Source organism: Kitasatospora sp. NPDC089509 (assembly GCF_044749365.1).
Lineage (GTDB): Bacteria > Actinomycetota > Actinomycetes > Streptomycetales > Streptomycetaceae > Kitasatospora.
Genome location: NZ_JBIVHS010000002.1, coordinates 545,122 through 569,791, shown reverse-complemented (window position 1 = coordinate 569,791; position 24,670 = coordinate 545,122). Strand labels below are relative to the sequence as shown.

Annotated in this window: 1 protein-coding gene (cut by a window edge); it reads right to left on the bottom strand. The window is 77.3% G+C overall.

What is annotated here, in order from left to right; genetic code table 11:
- Positions 1-24,670 carry the 5' portion of a type I polyketide synthase gene (locus tag ACIP4P_RS05990; protein ID WP_400915353.1) on the bottom strand. It extends 3,761 nt beyond the left edge of the window, so the window shows 24,670 of its 28,431 coding nt (coding positions 1-24,670); its start codon is at positions 24,668-24,670; its stop codon lies off the left edge, out of view.

The window sequence follows — 24,670 nt, the reverse complement described above, 5'->3', positions numbered from 1 at the left end:
GGTGGAGGGTGCGCGGCAGCAGGCCGTGCTGCATGGCCAGCACCATCTTGATCACCCCGGCCACCCCGGAGGCGGCCTGGGTGTGCCCCAGGTTGGACTTCAACGCGCCGATCAGCACCGGCCGTTCGCGGTCCTGCCCGTAGGTGGCGAGCAGCGCCTGCGCCTCGATCGGGTCGCCGAGCCGGGTGCCGGTGCCGTGCGCCTCGACGGCGTCCACCTCACCGGGCGTCAGTCCGGCCCCGGCCAGGGCGCGCCGGATGACGCGCTGCTGGGACGGGCCGTTGGGCGCGGTGATGCCGTTGGAGGCGCCGTCCTGGTTGACGGCCGAGCCGCGCAGGACGGCCAGCACCCGGTGGCCGAGGCGTTCGGCGCCGGAGCGCCGCTCGACCACCAGCACGCCGACGCCCTCGGACCAGCCGGTGCCGTCGGCGGCGTCCGCGAAGGCCTTGCAGCGGCCGTCCGGGGACAGCGCGCCCATCTCGCCGAACTCCACGAAGCCGACCGGGCTGGACATCACCGTCACACCGCCGGCCAGGGCGAGCGAGCACTCCCCGGCGCGCAGCGCCTGGGCGGCCAGGTGCAGGGCCACCAGCGAGGAGGAGCAGGCGGTGTCCACGCTCACGGAGGGCCCCTCCAGGCCCAGGGTGTAGGAGAGCCGGCCGGAGAGCAGGCTCGCGGACTGGGCGGTCTCGACGTGGCCGAGCTGGCCGATCGAGGGCCGGTAGTCGCCGCTGCCGCCGCCGACGAACACGCCGGTGTCGCCGCCGCGCAGGCCGGCCGGGTCGATCCCGGCCCGCTCCAGGGCCTCCCAGGCGGTCTCCAGCAGGATGCGCTGCTGCGGGTCGACGACGAGCGCCTCGCGCGGCGAGACGCCGAAGAAGGCGGCGTCGAACTCGGCGGCGTCGTACAGGAATCCGCCGTGCCCGGTGACGCTGCGGCCGCGGCCGTCCCGGTCGCCGTGGGCGAGCCGGTCGAGGTCCCAGCCGCGGTCGGTCGGGAACGGGCCGATCGCGTCCGTCCCGGTGAGGAGCAGCTGCCAGAGGTCCTCGGGCGAGCGGACGCCGCCGGGGTAGCGGCAGCCGATGCCGACGATCACGATCGGGTCGTCGGTGTCGACCGCGGCGACCGGGCGCTCCGTCTCGCCTTCCTCGTCGAGGAGTCGGGCCCGCAGGTGGGCGGCCATGGCGGCCGGGGTCGGGTAGTCGAACACCAGGGTGGCGGGCAGCCGCAGGCCGGTCGCGGTGGTGAGCCGGTTGCGCAGGTCGACGGCGGTCAGCGAGTCGAAGCCGAGGTCCTTGAACGGGTGTCCGGCGGGGACGTCGTCGGCGTCGGCGTGCCCGAGCACGGCGGCCGCCTCGGCCCGGACGAGCGCGAGCAGCGTCTCGGTGCGTTCGGCGGCGGAGCGGGTGCGCAGTTCGGCGCGCAGCGCCTCGGCCCGGGCGGAGCCGGGTGCCCGGCCCGTCCCGTCGGTGGCCGTCCCGTCCGCGACAGCGACCGCGTCCGCGGCCGCCCGGGCCTCGGGCAGGTCGGCGAACAGCCGGGTCGGCCGGGTCTCGGCGAAGGCGGGGGCGAAGCGCTCCCAGGCCACCTCGGCGACGGTGACGGCGGCCGGGCCGTCGACGGCCGCCGCCAGGGCGGTCAGCGCGCGCTCGGGGGCCATGGGCGGCAGCCCGTTGGCCCGCAGGTGCGCGGCGAGGGAGTCGGGCGTACGGCCGGCCCAGGCGCCCCAGGAGACGGCGAGGCCGACCCGTCCGGCGGCTCGGCGGCGCTGGGCGGCGGCGTCCAGCAGGGCGCCGGCGGCGGCCTCCTCGGCGCGGCCCTTGACACCCCAGGTGCCGGCGATGGACCCGAACAGCAGGTAGGCGTCGAGCGGCCGGTCGCCGAGGGCGGTGTCCAGCGCCGCGAGGTCGGCGAGCAGCCCGGCGAGCCGCCCGTCGGCGGTGTCCGACGCGGCCGCGCGGCCGGTGTGCAGGACGGCGGTGAGTTCGGGCAGGCCGAGCGCGTCCGCCAGGGCAACGGGGTCACCGGGGGTGCCGAGGATGACGCGCAACTCGGATCCGGATTCGGCGAGTTCGGCCCGCAGCTGGTCGACGGCGGCGTCGGTCGCGGGGTCCTCGGTGAGCAGCGCCACCTGCCGGGCCCCGGTGGCGGCGAGCCAGCGGGCGGTGGGCGCCGCGTGGCCGGTCGGGTCGCCGATCAGCAGCACGGTGCCGCGCGGGGTCCAGGGGCGCGCGTCGGCGTCCGTGGCGGCCCGGACCAGGCGGCGGGCGAAGGCCCCCGAGGCGCGCAGGGCGAGCTGGTCCTCCCCGTCGGCGGCGGTCAGCAGGGCGCGCAGCCGGGCTCCGGTGCGGGCGTCGGGCGCCTCCGGGAGGTCGATCAGACCGCCCCAGCGCCCGGGGTGTTCGAGCGCGGTGACCCGGCCGATGCCCCAGGCGGCCGCCTGGGCGGCGCCGGCCGGGGCCTCGGTGTCGCCGACGGCGACGGCGCCCCGGGTGAGGCACCACAGCGGCGCCTCGACGCCGGCCTCGCCGAGGGCGGCGAGCAGCTCGTCGGGGCGGGCGAGCCCGGTGGGCAGCGCGTCCTCGGCGGCGAGCAGGGCGACCACCCCGGTGACCGTTCCGGCCAACGGGGCGAGCGCCTCGGCCAGGGCGGCGCGGCCGTCCCGGTCGGCTTCGAGGCGGAGCACCTCGGCGCCGAGGGCGCCGAGCACCGCAACCGTCCACGGGTCGTCGCCGTCCCGGCCGGTCGGCAGCAGGGCCAGCCAGCCGCCCGGGAGGGCGTCCGGTCCGGCGGGGGCCGGGTACGGCCGCCAGACGACGCGGTGGCGCAGTCGGTCGGCGTCGGTCCGGGCGGTCTGCCGGCGGCGCCAGGTGGAGAGGGCAGGCAGCAGGGCGGCGAGCGTGGTGTCGTCGTCCAGGCCGAGGGCGGTACCGAGCGTGGCGGTGTCGGCGCGCTCGACGGCGGACCAGAAGGCGGCGTCCGCCGGGTCGCCGGCGGCGGCGGGCTCGGGGGCCCGCTCGGGCCAGTACCGCTCGCGCTGGAACGGGTAGGTGGGCAGGTCGACCCGGCGGGCGCCGGTGCCGGCCAGCAGGGCGGTCCAGTCGACCGGTACGCCCGCCACGTGGGCCCGGGCCAGGCCGGTGACCAGCGCGGTCTCCTCCGGCCGGTCCCGGCGCAGCAGCGGGACGGCCACGCAGTCGTGGTCGCCGGTGGACCGCTGGGCGAGCGCGCTGAGCACGCCGTCCGGGCCCAGTTCCAGCAGGGCGCCGGCTCCCGCCGCGACCAGGGCGCGGATGCCGTCGGCGAAGCGGACGGTCTCCCGGACGTGCCGCACCCAGTACTCGGGCGACCGCAGGTCCCCGTCGATCCCGCCGGTGAGGTTGGAGACGACCGGGAGCGAAGGCGCCTGGTACGTCAGGCCGTTGAGGACCGCACGGAAGTCCGCCAGCATCGGGTCCATCAGCGGCGAGTGGAAGGCGTGCGAGACCCGCAGCCGACTGGTCCGCCGCTCGGCGAAGTGCGCCTCGACCACCGCGACGTCCTGCTCCGCACCGGAGACGACCACCGAGCTCGGCCCGTTGACGGCGGCGATCGAGAGGAACTCGCCCAGCAGCGGCCGGACCTCCTCCTCGGTCGCCTCGACCGCGAGCATCGCGCCGCCGGAGGGCAGCGCCTGCATCAATCGGCCCCGGGCCGCCACCAGCTCGCACGCGTCGGCCAGCGAGAACACCCCGGCCACGTGCGCCGCCGCCACCTCGCCGATCGAGTGCCCGGCCACGAACTCCGGCCGCACACCCAGCGATTCGAGCAGCCGGAACAGCGCCACCTCCACCGCGAACAACCCCGCCTGGGCATAGGCCGTCCCGTTCAGCGGCTCGGCGTCCGCGCCCCACACCACGTCCCGCAGCGGCAGGTCCAGGTGCTGGTCCAGCCGGGCGCAGACCGCGTCGAAGGCCTCGGCGAACACCGGGAACCTGGCGTACAACTCCCTTCCCATGCCGAGTCGTTGCGAGCCCTGCCCGGAGAACAGGAAGGCCACCGGCCGGTCCGTCGCGCGGCCGCGCGCGATCTCGACGCCGTCCAGCAGCACCGCCCGGTGGGCGAGCGAGGCCCGGCCGGCGGCCAGCGAGTGCGCCACGTCCAGTGCGGACGCCCCCTCGACCGCGCCGAGCCCGGTGAGCGAAGCGTCCAACGCCGCCTCGGACTTGGCCGAGACCACCCACGGCGCGGCATCGGCCGCCAGCGGGGCACCGGCCGCCACCGTCGCTCCCGGATCCGTCTCCGGCGCGGGCGCCGCTTCGAGCAGTACATGGGCGTTGGTGCCGCTGACCCCGAAGGCCGAGACACCGGCCCGGCGCGGGCGGCCGGTCTCCGGCCACTCCCGGGCCTCGGTCAGCAGCTCGACGGCGCCACCGGTCCAGTCGATGTGCCGCGAGGGCGCGTCGACGTGCAGGGTGCGCGGCAGCCGTCCGTGCCGCAGCGCCTGGACCGTCTTGATCACCCCGGCCACGCCGGCCGCCGCCTGGGTGTGCCCCAGGTTGGACTTCACCGAGCCGACCAGCAGCGGCAGTTCACGCCCGGGCCGGTAGGCGGCCTGCAGCGCGTGCGCCTCGATCGGGTCACCGAGGGCGGTGCCGGTGCCGTGCGCCTCGACGGCGTCCACCTCGGCGGCGGTCAGGCCCGCGTCGGCCAGCGCCGCGCGGATCACCCGCTGCTGGGCCCGCCCGTTCGGCGCGGTCAGCCCGTTGGAGGCGCCGTCCTGGTTGACGGCACTGCCGCGCAGGACGGCCAGCACCGGGTGCCCGTTGCGGCGGGCGTCGGAGAGCCGCTCCAGCACGATCACGCCCGCGCCCTCGGCCCAGCCGGTGCCGTCCGCCGCGTCCGCGAAGGCCTTGCAGCGGCCGTCGGCGGCCAGTCCGCCCTGCGCCGTGAACTCGACGAAGGCGTCCGGGCTGGACATCACCGAGGCGCCGCCGGCCAGGGCCAACGAGCACTCCCCGGCGCGCAGCGCGCGGGCGGCCAGGTGGAGCGCCACCAGCGCGGAGGAGCAGGCGGTGTCCACGGTGACGGCCGGGCCCTCCAGCCCGAGGGTGTAGGAGAGCCGGCCGGACAGCACGCTCGCGGTGTTGCCGGTGGCGGCGTGGCCGCGCACGTCGGCGGTGCCGCGGCGCAGCACGGTCAGGTAGTCCTGGCCGTTGGTGCCGACGAACACGCCGGTGTCGCTGCCGCGCAGCCGGTCGGGGGCGACGCCGGAGCGCTCCAGCGCCTCCCAGGAGGTCTCCAGCAGCAGGCGCTGCTGGGGGTCCATGGCGAGGGCCTCGCGCGGCGAGATGCCGAAGAAGCGCGCGTCGAAGCGGCTGGCGTCGTCGAGGAAGCCGCCGTACAGGGTGGCCGAGCCGCCCCGGCCGAGGGCGTCGAGGTCCCAGCCCCGGTCGGTCGGGAACGGACGGACGGCGTCGGTGCCGTCGGTCAGCAGCCGCCACAGGTCCTCGGGGGTCCGGACGCCGCCGGGGAAGCGGCAGGCCATGCCGGTGATCACGACCGGGTCGTCGGTGACCGGGCGCGCGGCGGCGGTCGGGCCGCTCTCCGGCAGGTCGCCGAGGAGTTCGGCGAGCAGGTGGGCGGCCAGGTCGGCCGGGGTCGGGTGGTCGTAGACCAGGGTGGCGGGCAGGGTGAGCCCGGTGGCGGCGGTCAGGGTGTTGCGCAGTTCGACGGTGGTGAGGGAGTCCATGCCGAGGTCGGTGAAGGCCTGGTCGGCGCCGATGCCCTCGCCGCCGGAGTGGCCGAGGACGGCCGCCACCCGGGTGCGCACGAAATCCAGCAGGAAGCGCTGCCGAGCCTGCTCGGGCAGGTCGGCGAGCCGCTGCCGCAGTCCGGTCTCCGGGGCGGCCCCGCCGCGGCGCCGGTCCGGCCCGACGAGGTCGGCGAGGTCGGCGAGGTCCGCGATCAGCGGGAACGGGCGCTGCGCGGTGAACACGGCGGCGAAGCGCTGCCAGTCGATGTCGGCGACGGTGAGCGCGGTGTCCTCGTGGTCGAGGGCGTGGCCGAGGGCGGCCAGCGCGCGCTGCGCGGCCATCGGCGCGTAGCCGCCGCGGCGGACCCGCTGTTCCACTCCGCTGCCGGCCCCGGCCATGCCCTGGCCGGCCCACGGGCCCCAGGCGATCGCGGTGGCCGGGCGGCCCTCGGCACGCCGCTGTTCGGCGAGGGCGTCCAAGTGGGCGTTGGCGGCGGCGTAGTTGGCCTGGCCGGCGGCGCCGAGGGTGCCGGCGGTGGAGGTGAACAGGACGAAGGCGTCGAGCTCGGCCTCTCGGGTCAGTTCGTCGAGGTGCCGGGCCGCGTCGACCTTGGGCCGGAACACCTCGGCGAAGCGCTCGGCGTCCAGGGTGTCCAGGGTTCCGTCGGCCACCACGCCGGCGGTGTGGAACACCGCGGTGAGCGGCCGGTCGGCGGGTATCGCGGCGAGCACGGCCGTGAGGGCCTCGCGGTCGGCGGCGTCGCAGGCGGCCAGGGTGACCTCGGCCCCGAGGGCGGTGAGGTCGGCGCGCAGTTGTTCGGCACCGGGGGCGTCGGCCCCGCGCCGACCGAGCAGCAGCAGGTGTTCGGCGCCCTGTTCGGCGAGCCGGCGGGCGAGTTGGCTTCCGATCCCGCCGGTGCCGCCGGTGATCAGCACGGTGCCGCGCGGCGTGTACGGCCGCGGGGCCGGACGGTCGCCGAGCGGGTGCCGGACCAGCCGACGGGCGAAGGTGCCGGAGGCGCGGACGGCGAGCTGGTCCTCGCCGTCCGCGCGGGCGAGCGCGGCGGCGAGGCGGCGCAGCACGGTGTCGTCGGGCCGAGCCTGAAGGTCGAACTGCTCCGGGAGGTCGATCAACCCGCCCCAGCGGGTGGGCAGTTCGAGCGCGGCGGAACGGCCGAGGCCCCAGACGGCGGCCTGCCGGGGGTCGGCGGGCCGGTCGGAGCGGCCGGTGGCGACGGCGCCCCGGGTGAGGCACCAGAACGGGGCGGTGAGGTCCGCGTCGCCGAGGGCCTGGACGGCGGTGACGGTGGCCGCGAGCGGGTCGTCGCCGAGGGCGAGCAGGGACAGCACGCCGGTGAACCGCCCGGCGTCGCCCAGCTGTTCGGCGCCCAGCTGTTCGGCGAGCGCGGCCCGGTCACCGGAGACCCGCAGGGTCACTCCGTCGACCAGCCCCTCCACCCAGCCGGCGTCGTCCTGGGTGAGCACCAGCCAGCGGCCGGACGGCCGTTCGGTCGCGGCGCCGTCCAGCGGGGTCCAGACGGCCCGGTAGCGCCAGGCGTCGACCGTCGACCGTTCGCGGCGGCCGCGGCGCCAGTCGGCCAGCGCGGCGACGGTGTCCGGGTCGAGGGCGAGTCCGGTGTCCAGGGCGCTCAGGTCGCCCCGGTCGACGGCGGCCCAGAACGCGGCGTCCACCGGGTCGGCTCCCGCGGTCGGCACCGGTCGCCCGGCCGTCGGCCAGTAGCGCTGCCGCTGGAAGGGGTAGGTGGGCAGGTCGGTGCGGCGGGCGCCGGTACCGGCGAACACCTCGGCCCACTGCGGCCGACTTCCGTGTACGAAGAGGGTGGCCAACGCGGCGGTGAGGGTGGGGACTTCGGGTCGGCCGCGGCGCAGTGCGGGGGCGCCGGGCAGTGCGCCGTCGTCCCCGAGGGTGTCCCGGGCGGCGGCGGTGAGGGTGCCGTCCGGCCCGAGTTCGAGCAGCAGGCCGGCGCCGCGCTCGGCGAGGGCGCGGACGGCGTCGGCGAAGCGGACGGTGCCGCGCACCTGCCGGGTCCAGTAGTCGGGCGCGCCGAGTTCCTCGACTCCGACGGGTGCGCCGGTCACGGTCGAGATCAGCGGGACGGTCGGGGCGTTCGGGGTGAGGGTGGCCGCGACCCGGGCGTAGGCGTCGAGCATCGGCTCCATCAGCGGCGAGTGGAAGGCGTGCGAGACGCGCAGCCGCTTGGTCTTCCGGTCGGCGAACTCCGCTGCGATGCGCAGGACTTCGCCCTCCTCTCCGGCGAGGACGACGGCGCGCGGGCCGTTGACGGCGGCGATCGAGACGCCGTCCGTCAGCAGCGGCAGTACCTCCTCCTCCGTCGCCTGGACCGAGACCATCGCTCCCCCGGAGGGAAGCTCCGACATCAGCCGGGCCCGGGCGGCGACCAGGGTGCAGGCGTCCTCCAGCGAGAACACCCCGGCCACGTGTGCGGCCGCCAGCTCCCCGATCGAGTGGCCGACCAGGTAGTCCGGCCGGATGCCCCAGGACTCCACCAGCCGGTACAGCGCCACCTCCAGCGCGAACAGCGCCGGTTGGGCGAGGCCCGTGTCGTCCAGCAGGGCCGCCTCCGCCGACCCCTCCGCCGCGAACAGCACGTCCCGGAGCGGGAGTTCGGAGGCGAGGTCGAAGCGGGCGAGCACCGCGTCCAGCGCCTCGGCGTAGACCGGGTACCGCTGGTACAGCTCGCGTCCCATGCCCGCGTACTGGCTGCCCTGCCCGGTGAACAGGAAGGCCAGGCCGCCGCCGACGGGCCGGCCGGTGACCAGGGCCGCGTCGGGCAGCCCGTCCCGCAGGGCGGTGAGGGCCCGGCGCAGCCCGGCGCGGTCGCCGGTGCTGACGGCGGCCCGCCGGTCGAGCGCGGCCCGGGTGGTGGCGAGCGAGAACGCCAGGTCGGCGAGTGGCGGTTCGGGCTGCCGGTCCAGGGCGGTGAGCAGTCGGTCGGCCTGGCCGCGCAGGGCCTCCTCGGTGCGGGCCGAGAGCACGACGGGCAGCGTCCCGCCCTCCGCCGGGGCGGGCGCCGGGGTCGACGCGGGCCCCTGTTCGAGGACCACGTGGGCGTTGGTGCCGCTGAGGCCGAAGGAGGAGACGCCGGCCCGGCGGGGGCGGCCGGTGTCCGGCCAGTCCCGGGCCTCGGTGAGCAGTTCGACGGCGCCGTCGCTCCACTCGACGTGGCTGGACGGCCGGTCGATGTGCAGGCTGGCCGGGACCAGGCCGTGGCGCAGGGCGAGCACCGTCTTGATCACCCCGGCGACGCCGGAGGCCATCTGGGTGTGGCCCAGGTTGGACTTCACCGAGCCGAGCAGCAGCGGGAGTTCACGGTCCTGGCCGTAGGTGGCCAGCAGCGCCTGGGCCTCGATCGGGTCGCCGAGGGCGGTGCCGGTGCCGTGCCCCTCCACCACGTCGACCTCGCCGGCGGTCAGCCGGGCGTCGGCGAGCGCGGCGCGGATGACCCGCTGCTGGGACGGCCCGTTGGGGGCGGTGAGCCCGTTGGAGGCACCGTCCTGGTTGACGGCCGACCCGCGCACCACCGCGAGCACGGGGTGGCCGAGGCGTTCGGCGTCGGAGAGCCGCTCGACCAGGACGAGGCCGACGCCCTCGGCGAGGCTCATCCCGTCGGCGGCCTCGGCGTAGGCCTTGCAGCGGCCGTCGGCGGCCATCGCGCGCTGGCGGCTGAAGCCGACGAAGGCGTTCGGGGTGGCCATCACGCTGACGCCGCCGGCCAGGGCGAGCGTGCTCTCCCCGTTGCGCAGCGACTGGCAGGCCAGGTGCAGGGCGACCAGCGAGGAGGAGCAAGCGGTGTCGAGGGTGACGGCCGGGCCCTCGAAGCCGAAGGTGTAGGAGATCCGGCCGGACAGCACGCTCGGGATGGTGCCGGTGACGAGGTGGCCCTCGGCGCCGTCCTGGACGGAGTCGCCGGGGCTGTAGTCCTGGTAGCTGGCGCCGATGAAGGTGCCGGTGCGGCTGCCGCGCAGCGCCGCCGGGTCGAGGCCGGCCCGCTCGACCGCCTCCCAGGCGGTCTCCAGCAGCAGCCGCTGCTGCGGGTCCATGGCCAGGGCCTCGCGCGGGGAGATGCCGAAGAAGGCGGCGTCGAAGTCGGCGACCTCGCGCAGGAAGCCGCCGCGCACCGAGTAGGTGCGGCCGGGCGTGTCCGGGTCCGGGTCGTACAGTCCCTCGGTGTCCCAGCCGCGGTCGGCGGGCCACTCGGTGACGGCGTCGCCGCCGTCGGCGACCAGCTGCCACAGCTCCTCGGGCGAGCCGACGCCGCCGGGGTAGCGGCAGCTCATGCCGATGATCGCGATCGGTTCGTCCCGGGTGGCGGGGGCGTTCCCCAGCGCGTCCGGACCGGTGGCGTCCGGGCCGGCGGCGGCCGTGGTGCCGGCGATCCGCTCGCGCAGGTGGCGGACCAGGGCGCGCGGGTCGGGGTGGTCGAAGACCAGCGTGCTGGGCAGGGTCAGTCCGGTGGCGGCGGCCAACCGGTTGCGCAGGTCGACGGCGGTGAGCGAGTCGAAGCCGACGTCGCGGAAGGCCCGCTGCTCGGAGAGCACCTCGGGCGAGGCGTGGCCGAGCGTGGTGGCCGCCTCGGCGCGGACCAGGTCCAGCAGCCGGCGCTCCTGCTCGGCGGCCGGCAGGGCGCGCAGCCTGGCGGCGAACTCGCCGTCACCGGCCGCGCGTTGGGCGCTCTCGGCGAGCCGGCGCACCTCGGGGACGTCCTCGAACAGCGCGGTGGGGCGGCCGGAGGTGAAGACCGGGTGGTAGCGCTCCCAGTCGACGTCGGCGATCGCGAGCACCCGCTCGTCGGCGTCCAGGGCCTGGCGCAGCCCGTCCAGGGCGAGGGCCGGGTCCATGAAGACCAGGCCGCTGCGGCGGATCTGGCCGGGGTCGACCCGGCCGAGCTTGAGGTCGTCGGACCAGATGCCCCAGGAGACGGCGGTGGCCCGGCCGCCGCGGGCGCGGCGGTGCTCGGCGAGCGCGTTGAGGTAGGCGTTCCCGGCGACGTAGGCGGCGTGCCGGCCGCTGCCCCACAGGCCGGCGGTGGAGGAGTACAGCACGAAGGCGTCGAGCTGGTCGTCGGGCAGGAGCTCGTCCAGGTGCCGGGCGCCGGCGGCCTTGGCGTGCAGGACCTTGGCGAAGGCCTCGGGGGTGGTCTCCTCGATGGAGAGCAGTTCGATGACGGCGGCGGTGTGCACCACGGTGCGCACGGGGTGGCCGTCGGCGGCCAGGGCGTCGAGCATCCGGGCGACGGCGTCGCGGTCGGTGAGGTCGCAGGCGACCATGGCGGCCTGGCAGCCGAGGGCGGTGAGTTCGGCGAGCAGGTCGGCGGCGCCGGGGGCGTCCGGGCCGCGGCGGCTGGTGAGCACGATCCGCTCGGCGCCGTCGGCGGCGAGCCGGCGGGCCAGGTGCGGGGCCAGGGTGCCGGTGCCGCCGGTGATCAGCACGGTCCCACGCGGGGCCGACGTGCCGGTGCCGGTGGCCGGGCCGGCCGCCGGGCGGGCGGTGGCCGGCTCCGCGCGGACGATCCGGCGGACGTAGGCGCCGGACGGGCGGATCGCCACCTGGTCCTCGCCGCGGTCGCCGAGGGCACCGGCCAGCACGGCTACCAGCCGTTCGCCGCCGCGCTCGTCGAGCCGTTCGGGCAGGTCGACCACCCCGCCCCAGCGCTGCGGGTGCTCCAGGGCGGCCGTCCAGCCGAGGCCGTGGACCTGCGCCTGCAGCGGGTTGGCCAGCCGGTCGCCCCGGGTGGCGGCCACGGCGTCCCGGGTGAGGCACCACAGGGGTGCGTCCCGGCCGGTGTCGCCGAGGGCCTGGACCAGCGCGAGGGTGAGGGCGAGGCCCTCGGGCAGCGCCGGGTGGCGTTCGCTGGGCGCTTCGGCGGCGGCGAGCAGGGAGACGATCCCGGCGGGCCCGGCGGCGCCGGCGGCGTCGAGGGCGGCGAGGCACTGGTCGAGCCGCTCGGCGAGGTGTTGCCGGTCGGTGCAGTCGTCGTCCAGGACGAGGTGCTCGACCCGGGCGCCATGGGCGGTCAGCGCCTGGACGACGTCCTGGTCCGCGCCGGTGTCCGTGGTGACGAGCAGCCAGGTCCCGTCCAGCCGGGCCGCGGCGCCGGCGGTGGCGGGGGCGGTGCCGAGCGGCTTCCAGACCGCCCGGTAGCGCCAGGAGCCGACCGTGGAGCGGTCCCGTCGGCGCCGGTGCCAGTCGGTGAGCGCGGGCAGCACCGGGGCGAGCGCGCCGCTGTCGATGCGCAGCCGGGCGGCCAGCGTCTCGACGTCGGCCTCCTCGACGGCGCTCCAGAACTCGCCGTCCTCGGGCTCCCCGCCGGGGCGCGGGGTGACGGCCCACAGGTGTTCGTGCTGGAAGGCGTAGGTGGGCAGCGGGACGGCGCGGGCGCCGGTCAGCAGTCCGGACCAGTCGGCCCGGGCGCCGCGCACCCAGGCCTCGGCGAGCGAGCCGAGGAAGCGGGCCCGGTCGCCCTTGTCGCGGCGCAGGGTGCCGACGGCGACGGCCCGGCCGGCGCAGTCCTCGGCGGTGGCCTCGATCGCCATGGTGAGCACCGTGTGCGGGCTGATCTCGACGAACAACTCGTGGCCCTGGGCGATCAGTTCGCGGATCGTCGGGTCGAAGCGCACCGGTTGGCGCAGGTTGCGGTACCAGTAGTCGGCGTCCAGCGCGGTGGTGTCCAGCCGCTCCCCGGTGACGGTGGAGTGGAACGGCACCTCGGCGGCGCGCGGGCGAATCGGGGCGAGGGCCGCCACCAGTTCCCCGGCGAGCAGCTCGACCTGGGTCGAGTGCGAGGCGTAGTCGACGCTGATCCGCCGGGCGCGCACCTCCTCGGCCTCGAACGCGGCCATCAGGGTGTCGAGTTGCTCGGCCGGTCCGGCGACGACGACGGTCCTCGGGCCGTTCACGGCGGCGATGCCCACCGTGCCGCCGTGGGCGCGCAGCCGCTCCTCGGCCTCGACGGCCGACAGCGGCACCGAGACCATCCCGCCGGAGCCGGCCAGCACCCGGCCGATCAGCCGGCTGCGCAGGGCGACCACCCGGGCGCCGTCCTCCAGGGACAGCGCCCCGGACACCACGGCGGCGGCGATCTCGCCCTGGGAGTGCCCGACCACCGCGTCCGGGTGGACGCCGTGGGCGCGCCAGAGGTCGGCCAGCGCCACCATCACGGCGAAGGTGGCGGGCTGCACCACGTCCACCCGGTCCAGCGCGGGCGCGCCGTCGGCCTGTCGCAGCACGTCGAGCAGCGACCAGTCGACGTGCGCCGACAGCGCGGCCGCGCACTCGGCCAGCCGTTCGGCGAACACCGGTGACTCGTCGAGGAGTTCGGCGGCCATGCCGGCCCACTGGGAGCCCTGACCGGGGAAGACGAAGACCGTCCGGCCGACGCCCTCGGCGAGGCCGTGCACGGTGTTGGGCGCGGAGGTCCCGGCGGCGAGCGCGGTCAGGCCCGCGCGCAGCTCCGCCGGGTCGGCGCCGAGCACCACGGCGCGGTGCTCGAACAGCGTCCGGGTGGTCAGCAGGGCGTGGGCGACGTCGCGCGGGCGCGGGTCCGGCCCGGCGTCCAGGTGCTCGGCCAGCCGGGCGGCCTGGGCGCGCAGCGCCGCGGGCGTGCGGGCGGAGAGCACCCACGGGACGGGCCCGTCGGCGGTGTCCGCGCCGACCGGGGCGGCGGCGACCACGGCCGGCGCCTCCTCCAGCAGGACGTGGGCGTTGGTGCCGCTGATGCCGAAGGAGGAGACCGCGCAGCGGCGGGTCCGCTCGCCGACCGGCCAGGCGACCGGGTCCTGGAGCAGGGCGACGGTGCCCGGGGTCCAGTCGATGTGCGAGGAGGGCTGGTCGGCGTGCAGGGTGCGCGGCAGCAGTCCGTGCCGCAGCGCCTGGACCATCTTGATCACCCCGGCGACGCCGGCCGCCGACTGGGTGTGGCCGAGGTTGGACTTCACCGAGCCGAGCAGCAGCGGGCGCTGGGGGTCGCGGTCGCGCCCGTAGGCGGCCTGGAGCGCCTGGGCCTCGATCGGGTCGCCGAGGGCGGTGCCGGTGCCGTGCGCCTCGACGGCGTCGATGTCGGCGGCGGTGAGGCCGGCGTTGCCGAGGGCGGCGCGGATGACCCGCTGCTGGGCGGGCCCGTTGGGGGCGGTGAGGCCGTTGGAGGCGCCGTCCTGGTTGATCGCCGAGCCGCGGATCACCGCGAGCACCGGGTGGCCGTTGCGCTCGGCGTCGGAGAGCCGTTCCAGCACCAGGACGCCGACGCCCTCGGCGAGGGTCATGCCGTCGGCGGCCTCGGAGAAGGGCTTGCAGCGGCCGTCGGCCGCCAGCGCGCGCTGGCGGCTGAAGGCGATGAAGGCGTTGGGGTTGGTCATCACGGTGGCGCCGCCGGCCAGCGCGAGGCTGCTCTCGCCGCCGCGCAGCGACTGGCAGGCCAGGTGCAGGGCGACCAGCGAGGAGGAGCAGGCGGTGTCGACGGTGACGGCCGGGCCCTCCAGGCCGAGCAGGTAGGCGAGTCGGCCGGAGAGCACGCTCGGGCTGGTGCCGGTGACGGCGTGCCCGGCGGAGCTGTCGTCCATGCCGAGCCCGTACTCCTGGTACGTGGAGCCGATGAACGTGCCGGTGGCGCTGCCGTGCACCGAGGACGGGTCGATGCCCGCGGACTCGAAGGCCTCCCAGGTGGTCTCCAGCAGCAGCCGCTGCTGGGGGTCCATGGCCAGGGCCTCGCGCGGGGAGATGCCGAAGAAGGCGGCGTCGAAGTCGCCGGCCTGGTGGAGGAAGCCGCCCCGGGTGGAGTAGGTGCGGCCGTTGGCGTCCGGGTCGGGGTCGTAGAGGCCGGTGTCCCAGCCCCGGTTCTCCGGGAATTCGGAGGTGGCGTCGGCGCCTTCGGCGACCAGCCGCCAGAGCTGCTCGGGGTCGGCCGCGCCGCCGGGGAGGCGGCAGCCCATGCCGACGATCGCGATCGGTTCGGCGGGATCGATCGCACTCATCTGACGAGTCGTCAGCTCGGCGTCGGTGCCGATCAGTTCGTCCCGCAGGAAGACCGCCAGGGCGCGCGGGTTGGGGTGGTCGAAGGCCAGGGTGCTGGGCAGTGACAGCCCGGTCAGGGCGGCCAGCCGCTTGCGCAGCTCGACGGCGGTCAGCGAGTCGAACCCGGCGTCGCGGAAGGCCCGCTTCTCCGGGACGGCGTCGGCGGAGCCGTGGCCGAGGACCACGGCCGCCTCCCGGCGCACCAGGTCCACCAGCAGCCGGTCCCGCTCGGGCCCGGCCAGCCCGCGCAGCCGGCGGGCCAGGTCGGTGGCGGCGCCGGTGTCGGCGGCGGCGGTCCGGGCCAGGGCGCGGACCTCGGGGAGCTCGTCGAACAGCGCGCTGGGCCGGGCGGCGGTGAAGACCGGGGCGTAGCGCTCCCAGTCGACGTCGGCGACGGTCACCGCGGCGTCCTCGTGGACGATCGCCCGGCGCAGCTCGGTGAGCGCGGTCTCCACGGCGAGGAAGCGCAGCCCCTGGCGGCGCAGCCCGTCGGAGACCGCCTCGTGGGCGGCCATCCCGGCGCCGGCCCACGGGCCCCAGGCGATCGAGGTGGCGGTCAGGCCGCGGGCCCGGCGGTTCTCGGCGAGTGCGTCCAGGTAGGCGTTGGCGGCGGCGTAGCCGCTCTGCCCGGCGCTGCCCCAGACCCCGGCGACGGAGGAGAACAGGACGAAGAAGTCCAGGTCCCGGTCAGCGAGCAGGGCGTCCAGGTGGGCGGCGCCGTGCAGCTTGGCGGCGGTGAGCCGGTGCAGTTCCTCGACCGGGGTGTCGGCCAGCGGGGCGGCCTGGCCGACCCCGGCGGCGTGCACCACGCCGGTCAGCGGGTGCTCGGCCGGGACGACGGCCAGGGCGGCGGCGAGCGCCTCCCGGTCGGCCGCGTCGCAGGCCAGCACGGTGGCGGTGGCCCCGGACTCGGCGAGTTCGGCGACGAGTTCGGCGACGCCGGGCGCCTGCGCGCCGCGTCGGCCGGTGAGCAGCAGGTGCCGGGTACCGGCCCGGGCCAGCCAGCGGGCGACCTCGGCGCCGAGCGCGCCGGTGCCGCCGGTGACCAGCACGGTGCCGTCGGCGCTGAACTCCTCGGCCCGGGGCAGCTCGTCGACGGCGTAGCGGACCAGGCGGCGGCCGTACGCGGCGGTGCCGCGCAGCGCGATCTGGTCCTCGCCGGTGCGCTGCCCGCCGCCCGCGAGGATGCCGACCAGGCCCTGCACGGTCGGCGCGTCCAGCACCGGCGGCAGGTCGACCAGCCCGCCGGGCGCCTGCGGCCGCTCCAGGGCGGCCACCCGGCCGAGGCCCCAGGCGGCGGCCTGGACGGGGTTGGTGAGCGGGTCGGCCGGTCCGGTGGAGACGGCGCCCCGGGTGACGGTCCACAGCGGGACGGCCGAGCGCAGGTCGCCGAGCGCCTGGGCGAGCAGGGCGCCCAGCGCGAGGCCGGTCGGCAGGCCGGCTCCGGGGGTGGGCCGGTCGGCCAGCGGGAGCAGCGACAGGAGGCCGGCGAGGGAGCCGAACCCGTCGATCCGGTCGGCGAGTTCGGCGCGGTCGAGGCGGCTCCCGTCGAGCACCAGCCGTTCCAGCCGGGCGCCGTGGCCGCGCAGGGCGGCGAGGAGTTCGGTGTCGTCGACGCCGTCGGCGGTGACCACCAGCCAGGTGCCGTCCAGCACGGGCGCGGCGGCGGGCCGGACGGGCTGCCAGCGCACCTGGTAGCGGGCGGCGTCCAGCAGGGACTTCTCGTGCCGGGTGCGGCGCCAGTCGGCGAGCGCGGGGAGCAGGGCGTAGAGGCCGGCGTGCTGTTCGTCGCGCAGGCCGAGCAGCCCGGCGAGTTCGGCGGCGCTGCCGCGCTCGACGGCGCCCCACAGGGCGGCGTCGGCCGGGTCGGCGGCCGGGGTGGTCGCGCCGGGCTCGGCCTCGGGCCAGTAGCGCTCGTGCTGGAAGGCGTAGGTGGGCAGTTCGGTGTTCCCGGCGCCGGTGCCCGCGTACAGGGCGGCCCAGTCCGGGGCGTGGCCGCGGACGTGCAGGGCGGCCAGGGCCAGGGCGGTGGAGCGCTCCTCGGGGCGGCCGGCCCGCAGCAGCGGGACGGCGGTGTGGCCGGCCTCGGTGTCCTCGGTGAGGACCTCCTCGGTCAGCGCGGAGAGCACGCCGTCCGGGCCGAGTTCCAGGAAGGTGGCGGCGCCGGCCGCCCGGGCGGTGCGGACGGCGTCGGCGAAGCGGACGGCGCGCCGCACGTGCTCGACCCAGTACTCCGGGGAGCACAGCTCGGCCTCGGTGGCGGGCCCGCCGGTGGTGTCGGAGACCAGCGGGATGCGCGGCGGGTGGAACGCCAGCCCGGCGACGGCCCGGCGGAAGTCCGCCAGCATCGGTTCCATCAGCGGCGAGTGGAAGGCGTGCGAGACGCTCAGCCGCTTGGTCCGGCGGCCCTCGGCGGCGAACTCCCCGGCGATCCGCAGGACTTCGTCCTCCAGGCCGGAAAGGACCACCGCCCGGGGGCCGTTGACGGCCGCGACGGCGACGCCGGGCACCAGCCGGGGCAGCAGCTCCGCCTCGGTGGCCTCGACCGAGACCATGGCGCCGCCCTCGGGCAGCGCGTCCATCAGCCGGGCCCGGGCGGCGACCAGCGCGCAGGCGTCGGCCAGGGTGAGCACCCCGGCGCAGTGCGCGGCGGCGACGGCACCGATCGAGTGGCCGAGCAGCAGGTCGGGCCGTACGCCCAGGGACTCGATCAGCCGGAACTGCGCGACCTCGACCGCGAAGACGGCGGGCTGGGCCCAGCCCGTCCGGTTCAGCAGCCGCTCGTCCGCGCCGTACAGGACCTCGCGCAGCGGGCGCTCCAGCCGGGGGCCGAACTCGGCCAGCACCTCCTCCAGCGCCCGGGCGAACACCGGGAAGCGGGCGGCCAGTTCACGTCCGGCACCGAGGCGCTGGGCGCCCTGGCCGGCGAACAGCAGGGCGAGCCGGCCGCCGCCGCTCTCGCCCTCGACCAGGCCCGCGGCCGGTTCCCCTACGGCCGACGCGGCCAGCGCGGCCAGCAGTTCGTCCCGGTCGGCGCCGACGGCCACCGCGCGGTGGCCGAACGCGGTGCGGGTGGTGGCGAGCGCGCGGCCGACGTCGGCCGGGCGCAGTTCGGGGCGGGCGGCGACGAAGGCCCGCAGCCGGGCGGCCTGGTCGCGCAGGGCGGCGGGGCTGCGTCCGGCCAGCGGCCAGAGCAGTACGGGCTCCGCGACGCCGTCGGCGGGGGCCGGGGCGGTGGTGACGGGGGCCGGGGCGGCGGGGGCCTGTTCGAGGATGACGTGGGCGTTGGTGCCGCTGAAGCCGAAGGAGGAGACGCCGGCCCGGCGGGGGCGGCCGGTCTCCGGCCAGGGGGTCTCCTCGGTGAGCAGCTCGACGGCGCCCTCCTCCCAGTCCACGTGGGAGGACGGCTCGGCGGCGTGCAGGGTGCGCGGGACGAGGCCGTGCCGCATCGCCAGCACCGTCTTGATCACCCCGGCGACGCCGGCGGCGGCCTGGGTGTGGCCGAGGTTGGACTTCACCGAGCCGAGCAGCAGCGGGAGTTCACGGTCCTGGCCGTAGGTGGCCAGCAGCGCCTGGGCCTCGATCGGGTCGCCGAGCGGGGTGCCGGTGCCGTGCGCCTCGACCACGTCCACCTCGGCGGGCGACAGCCCGGCGTTGGCGAGGGCGGCGCGGATGACCCGCTGCTGGGACGGCCCGTTGGGGGCGGTGAGCCCGTTGGAGGCGCCGTCCTGGTTGACGGCCGAGCCGCGCACGACGGCCAGCACCGGGTGCCCGTTGCGCCGGGCGTCGGAGAGCCGCTCCAGCACCAGCACGCCGACGCCCTCGGCCCAGCCGACCCCGTCGGCCCGGTCGGAGAAGGCCTTGCAGCGCCCGTCCGGGGAGAGGCCGCGCTGCCGGGAGAACTCGATCAGCGAGGTCGGGGTGGACATCACGGTGACGCCGCCGGCCAGGGCGAGGGTGCACTCGCCGGTGCGCAGCGCCTGCATCGCCCAGTGCATGGCGACCAGCGAGGAGGAGCAGGCGGTGTCCACGGTGACCGCCGGGCCCTCCAGCCCCAGGGTGTAGGAGACCCGGCCGGAGGCGATGCTCGGCGAGGTGCCGCTGCCCTGGTGGCCCTCGAAGCGGCCGCCGGCCAGCAGCGCCGAGTAGTCGTTGTACATCACGCCGGCGAACACGCCGGTGCGGCTGCCGCGCAGCGCGACCGGGTCGATCCCGGACCGCTCGACCGCCTCCCAGCAGGCCTCCAGCAGCAGCCGCTGCTGGGCGTCGGTGGCCAGCGCCTCGCGCGGGCTCATCCCGAAGAACGCCGGGTCGAAGTCGGCGGCGTCGTGCAGGAAGCCGCCGAACCGGCTGTAGCTGGTGCCCAGGTGGTCCGGGTCCGGGTGGTAGAGCGCGTCGAGGTCCCAACCGCGGTCGGTGGGCAGGCCGGAGACCGCGTCGGTGCCCTCGTGCAGCAGCTGCCAGAGGTCCTCGGGCGAGGCGACGCCGCCGGGGTAGCGGCAGCTCATGCCGACGATGACGATCGGGTCGGTGGGGTCGGCGCCGACGGTGGCGCGCAGCGGCGCCCGGTCGGCGGCGGCCCCGGTCCCGGCCGCCCCGGTCAGGCCCTCCAGGACGTGCCCGGCCAGCGCGGTCACGCTCGGGTGGTCGAAGACGACGGTGGCCCGGATCCGCAGGCCGGTCGCCGCACCGAGCCGGTTGCGCAGCTCGACGGCGGTCAGCGAGTCGAAGCCGAGGTCCTGGAACGGGCGCTGCGGGTCGACCTCGGCCGGGTCGGCGTGCCGGAGCACGGCGGCGACCTCGGCCCGGACCAGCTCCACCACGGCCTCGGTCCGGGCCCGGGCGTCCAGTCCGGCGAGCCGGCGGGCGAGCGTCCCGGCCGTCTCGGAGACGGCCGCGGCGGAGCGCCGGACCGGGGTGCGGATCAGGCCGCGCAGCAGCGGCGGCACGTCCCGGGCGGCCCGCAGCACCGGCAGGTCCAGCCGGACGGGCAGCAGCAGGGTCTGCGGGCGGGTGAGGGCGGCGTCGAACAGGGCGAGGCCGTCGGCGGCGGACAGCGCCGGGGTGCCGGCCGCGGCCAGCCGGTCGAGGTCGGCCCCGGTGAGGCCGCCGGTCATGCCGCCGGTCGGCGCCCACGGCCCCCAGCCGAGCGACCGGGCGGGCAGCCCGGCGGCCCGGCGGTGGTGCACCAGCGCGTCGGCGAAGGCGTTGGCGGCCGCGTAGTTGCCCTGGCCGGGCGCGCCGGCCGTGCCGGAGAAGGAGGAGAACACGGTGAAGGCGGCCAGGTCGAGGCCGCGGGTGGCCCGGTCCAGGTGCCACAGGGCGTCGGCCTTCGGCCGCAGCACGGCGGCCAGCCGCTCGGGGGTCAGCGAGGTGATCACCCCGTCGTCGAGCACCCCGGCGGCGTGCACCACGGCGGTCAGCGGGTGCGCGGCCGGGATGCCGGCCAGCAGCCGGTCCACGGCCGCCCGGTCGGTGAGGTCACAGGCCTCGACGGCGACCTCGGCGCCCGACTCGGCCAGGGCGGCGGCCAGTTCGACGGCGCCCTCGGCCTTCGCCCCGCGCCGGCTGACCAGCAGCAGGTGCCGGACGCCGTGCTCGGCCACCAGGTGCCGGGCCAGCACGGCGCCGAGCCCACCGGTGCCACCGGTGATCAGCACCGTCCCCGCCGGGTCCCATTCCGTACCCGCAGTGCTCCCCGCACCCGTGCCATCCGCGACGGTCGGCGCGTTCGCCCGGCCCAGTCGGGCCGCGAGCACCTCGCCGCCCCGGACGGCCAGCTGCGGTTCGTCCCCGGCGAGCGCCCGCTCGGGCAGCGGGCCACCGGCCGGGTCGAGGTCGACCAGGCCGAACCGGCCCGGGTGCTCGGCCTGCGCGGAGCGCACCAGGCCCCAGACGGCGGCCGCGGCCGGGTCGGTGACCTCGTCGTCCGACCCGGTGGTGACGGCGCCGCGGGTCACGAAGACCAGCCGGGCGCCCTCGGTCGCCTCGTCGGCCAGCCACTCCTGGAGCCGGGTCAGGGCCTCGGCGGCCAACGCGTGGGCCGAGCCGACCGGATCGGCCGGGTCGCCCGCGAGCGGCACCAGCACCACCTCCGGCTCGCCGTCACCCGCCGACGGCAGCACCCCGAGGCCCAGCGGGTCCGGCCCGCCGACGGCCACCGCTGCGGCCACCGTCACGGCCGCCGCCGACCCGCCGCCCCGCGGCCGGGTCCAGCGCAGCTCGAACAGCGCCTCCCCCGCCGGACCGGCGCCGACGGCCGCCACCGCGCCCGCCTGCCCCGGCAGCGCCCGCAACGCCAGCGCGCCGACCGAGGCGACCGGCCCGCCCGCGGCGTCCGCCACCGCGACGGCGACGGCGTCCTCCCCCAGCGCCGAGAGCCGCACCCGGACCGTCGACGCCCCGCCCGCGTGCAGGCTGACGTCCTGCCAGCAGAACGGCACCCCGCCCGGCACCAGGAAGGCCGCCGCGTGCAGCGCCGCGTCCAGCAGCGCCGGGTGGATGCCGAACCCGCCGGCCTCGCCGCGCACCGCCTCGGGCAGCGCGACCTCGGCGAACACCTCCTCGCCCCGGCGCCAGGCGGCGGTCAGCCCCCGGAAGGCCGGGCCGTAGCCGAAGCCCGCCCCGGCCAGCCGCGCCTCCAGCCCGTCCGGCCCGGCCAGCTCCAGCGGCTCCGCCCCGGCCGGCGGCCAGGACTCGAACTCCTCGGCCGGGTAAGGCTGTTCACCCACCGCCAGGACGCCGTCGGCGTGCTGGGTCCAGGGCGCGTCCTCGTCCCCCTCGGGGCGGGCGTAGATCCCGACGCTGCGCCGCCCGGTGCCGTCCGGCCGGCCGACCCACACCTGGACCTGCACGCCGCCCTGCTCGGGCAGCGGCAGCGGCGCGGTGAGGGTGAGCTCCTCGACCCGGTCGCAGCCGGTCTCGTCGCCCGCGCGCACCGCGAGCTCCAGGAACGCGGTGCCGGGCAGCAGGACGGTGCCGGCCACGGCGTGGTCGGCCAGCCACGGGTGGGTGCGCAGCGACAGCCGGCCGGTCAGCAGCAGGCCGTCGGTGTTGGCGAGCGAGACGGCGGCGGCCAGCAGCGGGTGGTTGGCCGAGCCGAGTCCGGCGGCCCGGACGTCACCGGTGCGGGCGAGCGCGCTCTTCGGCCAGTAGCGGCGGTGCTGGAAGGCGTAGGTGGGCAGGTCGGCGTGGTGGGTGCCGGTCCCGGCGAAGTAGGCGTCCCAGCGGACCGGCACGCCGCGGACGTGCAGTCCGGCGAGGGCCTCGGTCAGCGCCTCGGTCTCCTGGCGGCCGGGGCGCAGCGCGGCGAGCGCGGTCACCGGCTCGTCGACGCAGCCCTGGGCGAGCGCGGCGAGGGTGCCGTCCGGACCGAGTTCGAGGAACAGTCCGGTGCCGTGGGCGCCGAGCCAGTCGACGGCGTCGGCGAAGCGGACGGTCCGCCGGACCTGGTCGACCCAGTAGTCGGCGGAGGTGAGCTGTTCGACGGTGGCGGGCGTGCCGGTGACGGTGGAGACCACCGGGATGACCGGCGCCTGCGGGGAGAGCCCGGCGACGACGGTGCGGAACGCGTCGAGCATCGGGTCCATCAGCGGCGAGTGGAAGGCGTGCGAGACCTTCAACCGGCGGACCTTGCGGCCGAGCGCGGCGAAGTGGGCGGCAACGGCCTCGGTGGGCCCGTCCTCGCCCGCGACCACCACGGCGCTCGGGCCGTTGACGGCCGCGAGCGACACCGACTCGCCCAGCAGCGGCCGGACTTCGGCCTCCGTCGCCTGGAGCGCGATCATCGCGCCGCCCTCCGGCAGCGCCTCCATCAGCCGGGCCCGGGCGGAGACCAGCGCGCAGGCGTCGGCGAGCGGGAAGACCCCGGCGACGTGCGCCGCGGCGATCTCGCCGACCGAGTGGCCGGCCAGGAAGTCCGGGGTGACGCCCCAGGACTCCAGCAGCCGGAACAGCGCGACCTCGATCGCGAACAGCGCGGGCTGGGCCTGGCCGGTGCGGTTGAGCAGGTCCTCGTCGGCGCCGAGGATCACCTCGCGCAGCGACGGGCCCGACCGGTCGTCGAGGGCGGCCAGACCGGCCAGCACCTCGTCCAGCGCGGCAGCGAACACCGGGAAGCGGGCGGCCAGTTCGCGGCCCATGCCGAGGCGCTGGGCGCCCTGCCCGGCGAACAGGAAGGCGAGCTTGCCGCGGCCCTGGACGGTGCCCTGGACGAGTCGGCCGTCGCCGGTACCGGCGGCGAGTGCGGTGAGCGCGGCGACCGCCCCGGCCCGGTCGGCCGCGGTGACCACCGCGCGGTGCTCCAGGGCGGCCCGGGTGGTGGCGAGGGCCCGGGCGAGGTCGGCGTCGGTGGCCGCGTCGACGTCGGCTCCGGCCGCACCGGGGGCCAGGAACGCCCGCAGCCGCTCGGCCTGGGCCCGCAGCGCCTCCGGGGTCCGCCCGGAGACCAGCCACGGCAGCGCCCCGGCCGGGTCCGTCGCCTGGCCGGAAGCCTCCTCCGAGACCTCCGAGACCTCCGAGACCTCCGGAGTCTCCGCCTCATCCGGCGCCTCCTCGATGATCACGTGCGCATTGGTGCCGCTGAGCCCGAAGGAGGACACCCCCGCACGGCGCGGTTCCGCGCCCCTGGGCCAGTCGGTCGCCTCGGTGAGCAGCCGGACCGCACCGGACTCCCAGTCCACGTGCGAGGACGGCGCGTCCACGTGCAGCGTGCGGGGCAGCAGGTCGTGCCGCATCGCCAGCACCGTCTTGATCACCCCGGCCATGCCGGCCGCCGCCTGGGTGTGGCTGAGGTTCGACTTCACCGAGCCGAGCAGCAGCGGCGTCTCCCGGTTCGACCCGTACGTGGCGAGCAGGGCCTGGGCCTCCACCGGGTCGCCGAGCACGGTGCCGGTGCCGTGCGCCTCGACCACGTCGACCTGATCGGCCGAGAGGCGGGCGTTGCGCAGCGCCTGCTCGATCACCCGCTGCTGGGAGGGGCCGTTGGGTGCGGTCAGCCCGTTGGAGGCGCCGTCCTGGTTGACGGCGCTGCCGCGCAGGACGGCCAGCACCCGGTGCCCGTTGCGCCGGGCCGCCGAGAGCCGTTCCAGCACCAGCACGCCGACGCCCTCGGACCAGCCGGTGCCGTCCGCGGAGTCGGCGAAGGAGCGGCAGTGGCCGTCGGCGGCCAGCCCGCCCTGGCGGGCGAACTCGACGAAGGTGGTGGGGGTGGACATCACGGTGACGCCCGCGGCGAGCGCCAGCCCGCACTCCCCCGCCCGCAGCGACTGGGCGGCCAGGTGCAGGGCGACCAGCGAGGAGGAGCAGGCGGTGTCCACGGTGACGGCGGGGCCGACGGCGCCGAAGACGTACGAGAGCCGGCCGGAGATCACACTGGTGGCGTTGCCGGTCAGCACGAAGCCCTGGACGTCGTCGTCGGGGCCGGTGCGGTAGTCCTGCGGCATGGCGCCGACGAACACGCCGGTGCGGGTGCCGCGGATCCCGGTGGGGTCGATGCCGGCCCGCTCGAACGCCTCCCAGGCGGTCTCCAGCAGGACCCGCTGCTGCGGGTCCATGGACAGCGCCTCGCGGGGCGAGATCCCGAAGAAGCCGGGGTCGAAGTCGGCGGCGCCGCGCAGGAATCCTCCCCGGACGTCGGTCGGGCCGTCGGCCGGGTCGAGCTCCCAGCCGCGGTCGGCCGGCAGGCCGGTGATGCCGTCCCGGCCGGCGACCAGCATCGCCCAGAGGTCCTCGGGGCTCGCCACCCCGCCGGGGAAGCGGCAGCTCATGCCGACGATGGCGATCGGCTCCCGGGCGGCGGCCTCCAGTTCGTCCACCCGCTGCCGGGAGCGCTGGAGGTCCGCGCTGGCCCGCTTGAGGTAGTCCCGGAGCTTCTGTTCCTTGTCCAT